3 protein-coding genes are annotated in these 4,944 nt (G+C 66.4%); all 3 read left to right on the plus strand.

Going from position 1 to position 4,944, the window contains the following annotated elements; all coding sequences use genetic code 11:
* The first annotated feature begins 37 nt into the window (after positions 1–37).
* The 3 genes from mftF to ACLMAL_RS27055 all read left to right on the plus strand — a co-directional run bounded on the left by mftF (position 38) and on the right by ACLMAL_RS27055 (position 4,451).
* Positions 38–1,438: a mycofactocin biosynthesis glycosyltransferase MftF gene (gene mftF / locus ACLMAL_RS27045; protein ID WP_328406518.1), complete on the plus strand. Its 1,401-nt coding sequence runs from the start codon at positions 38–40 to the stop codon at positions 1,436–1,438.
* Between the two features lie 33 nt (positions 1,439–1,471).
* Positions 1,472–2,953 carry a mycofactocin system GMC family oxidoreductase MftG gene (mftG, locus tag ACLMAL_RS27050; RefSeq protein ID WP_412001648.1) on the plus strand — a complete coding sequence of 494 codons (1,482 nt, stop codon included), beginning with the start codon at positions 1,472–1,474 and terminating at the stop codon, positions 2,951–2,953.
* Positions 2,954–3,077: 124 nt separating this feature from the next.
* On the plus strand, positions 3,078–4,451 hold the full coding sequence (locus ACLMAL_RS27055) for a GAF domain-containing protein (protein WP_412001649.1): 1,374 nt from the start codon (positions 3,078–3,080) through the stop codon (positions 4,449–4,451).
* Positions 4,452–4,944 lie beyond the last annotated feature (493 nt).

Raw genomic sequence — 4,944 nt, forward strand, 5'->3', positions numbered from 1 at the left:
GATGCTCGTGCACGAATCTCCGCCTAGCATGCCAAGAATGCGCAATGATCGCCTGCCCGACGGGTTCGGGGTACGGATCGATCCACGGGTACGCGCATACTCCGGGGGACGCATATTGATCGGCGGTTCGCCCGCTCGGTTGCTGCGGCTTGCCCCGGAGGCCGCCGAGATGATCGGCGACGGGTACCTGGAGGTCACCGACCCCAAGTCTGCTGTTGTTGCCAGACGGCTGCTCGATTCCGGTGTCGGCAATCCGCGTCCCCGGCTGCTGCCCTCGCCGGAAGACGTCACCGTGATTGTTCCGCTGTACAACAACGCCGACGGTCTGGTCCGACTGCTCGCGGCGCTGCGCGGGCACAACGTGATCGTCGTCGATGACGGTTCCGATCAACCGGTGCGCATCCCGAGCAATCGGGGCACCCGGTGCCGGGTGACCGTCCTGCGTCACGATCGCAAGCAGGGGCCGGCCGCGGCGCGCAATGCCGGATTGCGGGCCGCGACAACCGACTTCGTCGCCTTCCTCGACTCCGATGTCGTCCCGCGCAGCGGCTGGCTCGAGGTGATGCTCGGGCACTTCAGCGACCCGGAGGTCGCGCTCGTCGCGCCCCGTATCGTCGCGCTCGATCCGGAGTCGAACGCGCTGGCCCGCTACGAGCACACCCGTTCCTCGCTCGACCTCGGCAGGCGCGAGTCGGCGGTGCAGTCGCGCGGCCTGGTGTCCTATGTGCCGAGCGCGGCACTGCTGGTCCGGCGCCGGGCCCTGCTCGCCCAGGGCGGCTTCGACGAGACGATGCAGGTGGCCGAGGACGTCGACCTGTGCTGGCGGCTGGAGCAGGCGGGCTGGCGGCTGCGCTACGAGCCCGCGGCGCACGTGGCGCACGACCATCGGATCTCCTTCCGCGACTGGTTCGGCCGAAAGCTGTTCTACGGCACCGGGGCCGCACCGCTCGGCGACCGGCACGCCGGCATGGTGTCGCCGCTGTCGGTGCCGTCCTGGACGGTGGTTGCCGCCCTGCTGTTCGCGACGCTGTCGAAGTGGGGCCTGTTCGGTGGACTGATCACCCTCGTCACTGCGCTGATCCGACTACGAAGGGTCTTCGCGGAGCTGGACAACCCGACCAGGATCGCGGCCATCTACCTCTCGCGCGGATTCTTCGCGGGCCTATGGCGTTTGGCATCGGCGATGTGCAGGCACTATTGGCCGGTCACCATGCTGGCCATGCTGGCGTCGCGGCGCATCCGGCGCATCGCGGTGACCATGGCCGTTGCCGACGGCCTCGCGGATTGGTTCACCCACCGCGATTCGGGCGGGCTCGATCCGTTCCGCTACGTGGCCTACAAGCGGATGGACGACATCGCCTACGGCAGCGGGCTGTGGCTCGGCGCGTTTCGCGCGCGCAGCCTCGAGTCACTCAAACCCACCACGCCGTCCAGCTGACTCGGACCGCTGATGCTGTTGATGTTGATGTAGATGGCAGACACTCTGATCGTCGGTGGCGGCACGGCGGGCTGTGTACTCGCGGCCCGGCTGAGCGAAAACCCGGACCACACCGTGCGTCTGCTCGAGGCGGGCCCGGTGTGGGCGACGGCGGCAGAGATGCCCACCGACCTGCTCGACGCCACCCGGCTGCCGGTCGGCCAAGGGTCGCCATGGCTGTGGACCTACCCGGTTACCCTCGCGACGGACGATACGGGCAACGAGGTCGCGGGAAATATTGTGCGCGGCAGGGTGATCGGTGGCTCCGGTGCGATCAACGGCAGCTACTTCGTGCGCGCCACGGCGGCCGACTTCGCCGCGTGGAGCAGCGAGATCGCCGCGACCACCTGGTCCTTCGACGCGGTGCTGCCGTTCTATCGGCGACTCGAGCACGACCACGATTTCGGTGACCGCCCATGGCACGGCCGGACCGGACCCGTGCCGGTGCGCCGGATAGCCACACCCGTGCCGCTGAGCGCCGAGTTCGCCGCGGCCTGCGCCGCGGCCGGCGTTCCCGAGGTCGCCGATCTGAACGCCCCGCCCGGCACCGGCCCCGCCGACGGCATCGGCCGCGTGCCGTGCAGTATCGAGAACGGCAGGCGGGTCAGCACCGGATGGGCGTATCTGCTGCCCGCATCGGCGCGGCCCAATCTGACCGTCGTCGGTGGAATACAGGTCACCCGCATCGAATTCCGGGGCACTCGCGCCATCGGTGTGGAATTCCTGCGCGACGGTGTGATCGGCACGATGTCGGCCGATCGGATCGTGCTGTGCGCGGGGGCGATCGAATCGGCGGCCCTGTTACTGCGTTCCGGCATCGGCGGCGTCGAGCAGCTTCGAACACTGGATATTCCGGTACGCCATCCCGCACCGGTCGGAATCGGATTCAGTGACCATCCCGAGATCGGTATCGAATACCGGCTCGATCCACCGCTTCGAACGCCGGAGACGGTGCCGCTGGAATATGTACTGAGTCTGGACGATATCGAAATCCGGCCCTACACCGTCGCGTTCACACCGGGGGTGCAGCGGCTCGGGGTGGCTTTGATGCGACCACATGCCGAAGGCGTCATGCGACTACGTTCACCCGATCCTGTCGTGTCGCCACATATCGACCACCGTTATCTGTCGGCGGCACACGATCGGAACCGTTTGCGGGAAGCTGTCGGCACTGCCACCGAATTGTTGCGCCGGATATCGGCGGCGCGGGTATCGAACCCGATCCCGGAATCCTCCGGCGCTGCTGCCGACAGGTGGCTGTGGGCGAATCTGGCTACCTCGCAACATCTCTCCGGTACGTGTCGGATGGGGCGTGCGCATGACGAACGTGCGGTGGTGGACGAGCTGTGCAGAGTGCACGGAGTGACCGGATTGTCGGTGGTTGATCTTTCAATTGTCCCGGTGCCGTTGAGTCGCGGTCCGCAGGCTACGACGGTGCTGATCGCCGAGCGCGCCGCCGACTACCTCTCTCGGTGATGTGAAAGATGAGTAGGTCACATTTGTACGAGGAATGAACCGGGTGTGACCTGGCGGACAAAAGATGCATCCGCCCTTCCACCGGAATACGCGCCGGTACAGTTTGGGGCGGAAAGAAAGGCAAATGGTCAGCAATCTTGCAGGTGGGCGGCCCCCACGGCATGGCGTCGAACCCGGCACTCAACTCGGCGCCCTTGAAGCCTATGCCGCACAAGCGCACGGATATCTTAGCGCGGGTGGCGAGCAGCTTTCGCAGCTTGCCGGTCTGCTGCGTCCGGTCGTGCTCGAATCATGGCTGCGCAGTGTGCGCGGCGGCGTCGATCCCATGGATGTGCTCGACGGTCGGGGTCTGCGCGGCGCGGATTTACAGCGCTACCGCGATGCACATCCGATCGCCGCATTGATGCCACTGATCGACAAGCTTCTCGTACAGGACACGGCCAGAACGGGTTTGATTGTCGCGGTCTCCGATCAATTCGGTCGCGTGCTCTCGATTCACGGTAATGCCGACCACATCACCGCGGCGTCCGAGATCGGTGTGCGGGCCGGCGACGATCTGAGTGAGCGGCGCATCGGCACCAATGCGGTCGGTCTTGTGGTGCGCACCGGAAGGGCCGCATGGATTCACGGCCCCGAGCATTTCCTGTATCGCATGCATCAGATCACCGGCGCCGCGGCGCCCGTGCACGATCCCGACGGCAGGCTGGTCGGGGTGCTGATGATCGCCGGTGGCGTCCGTGTCGCAAAGCCGGAGATTCTGGCGTTGGTCAAGGCGGCGTCGACCGCCGCGGAAATGGATCTGCTGCTCAGCGCGATGCGAGCGGGACAGCACGGTGCCGTGCATCGGCCCGGCACTCAGGAGGCGGCCGATGCCGCCGCGGCGGGCCGGTTGGGTCTCGACGTGCTCGGGCTCGGGCAGCCGTTGCTGACTGTCGCGGGCGATCGAGTTCCGTTGTCGCAGCGGCACGCCGAGATTCTGCTGCTGCTCGCCGAGCACCCGGAAGGGCTGGGCGCCGACCATCTCGCGCTGCTGCTCGACGATACGGATCTGGACAACGGCACCATCCGCGCCGCCATGTCGCGACTGCGTTCGGTGGTCGGTCCGACCGTATTCGGTTCGCGCCCATACCGCTTGCGCGTGCATGTCGCAACCGATGTGGAGGCCTTGCGCGCCGCACTCGACTCCGGTGATGTCGATGCTGCATTACGGCTTTATGCGGGCCCGGTACTTCCGCGCTCGACCGCTCCGGGGATTGTCGACCTCCGCGACGAGCTCCGGGTCCGGTTGCGCGCCGCGGTACTGAGTTCCGGTGACGCCGCCGTCCTGCGTCGGTGGACGGCGGCCGCCGAGGGGCGCGACGATGCCGCGGCGTGGGCCGTCTACCGCTCGGCGGTCGATCGAGATTCGCCGCTGTACGCGCAGATCGAAGCCAAGATCCGGGTCCTCGACCGGCGCTTGGGCGCCGATGCAACGCGGATGCAACGTTCCGGCTCATAGTCTGCACATCTGAAAGTGTGGTAACTCACACGCGCGGCCCCACTGTGGTCGCGAACACAGCTCTGTCCAGGGCTTTCTGCCCGCTCAACTCCGCTGGACGATCGTCCAGAAGTTTTTGGGGGAAAGCGTTCCTTTTTATTAACGAACCGCCTAATGTTCGCAATGCATGGATCGCATCCATGTGATGTAGCTGACACGGCCGCGGTGCCCGCCCGCACGGCGGCGGCGGAGTTGGAGGAACGATCAAGAGCTAGGCGCAACCGTGGCGATCTGCGTTCGCCACGGCGGTGACGCGAAGTCGCCGATCTCGTTTCACGCAAATCTGTTCGGACCCCGCGCGAGCGATGCTGCCGCGTCCCGCGCTTTCGTCGAATCGCCCCAAAGGCCGGCATTCATGCCATGCGCCGGAGCTCGAAGGCTCTGGTGCAGAGGCTTATTCGTGCTGCCCAAAAGCATTCGGCCAGCTGTTGTTTCGCAAAACGAGGAGGCTCTG

Source organism: Nocardia sp. CWNU-33 (assembly GCF_046764895.1).
GTDB lineage: Bacteria > Actinomycetota > Actinomycetes > Mycobacteriales > Mycobacteriaceae > Nocardia.

What these genes read in the sequence shown, in the direction of transcription:
- mftF (WP_328406518.1), top strand. Translation starts at nt 38, where the DNA reads ATGCGCAATGATCGCCTGCCCGACGGGTTCGGGGTACGGATCGATCCA.
- mftG (WP_412001648.1), top strand. Translation starts at nt 1,472, where the DNA reads ATGGCAGACACTCTGATCGTCGGTGGCGGCACGGCGGGCTGTGTACTC.
- ACLMAL_RS27055 (WP_412001649.1), top strand. Translation starts at nt 3,078, where the DNA reads ATGGTCAGCAATCTTGCAGGTGGGCGGCCCCCACGGCATGGCGTCGAA.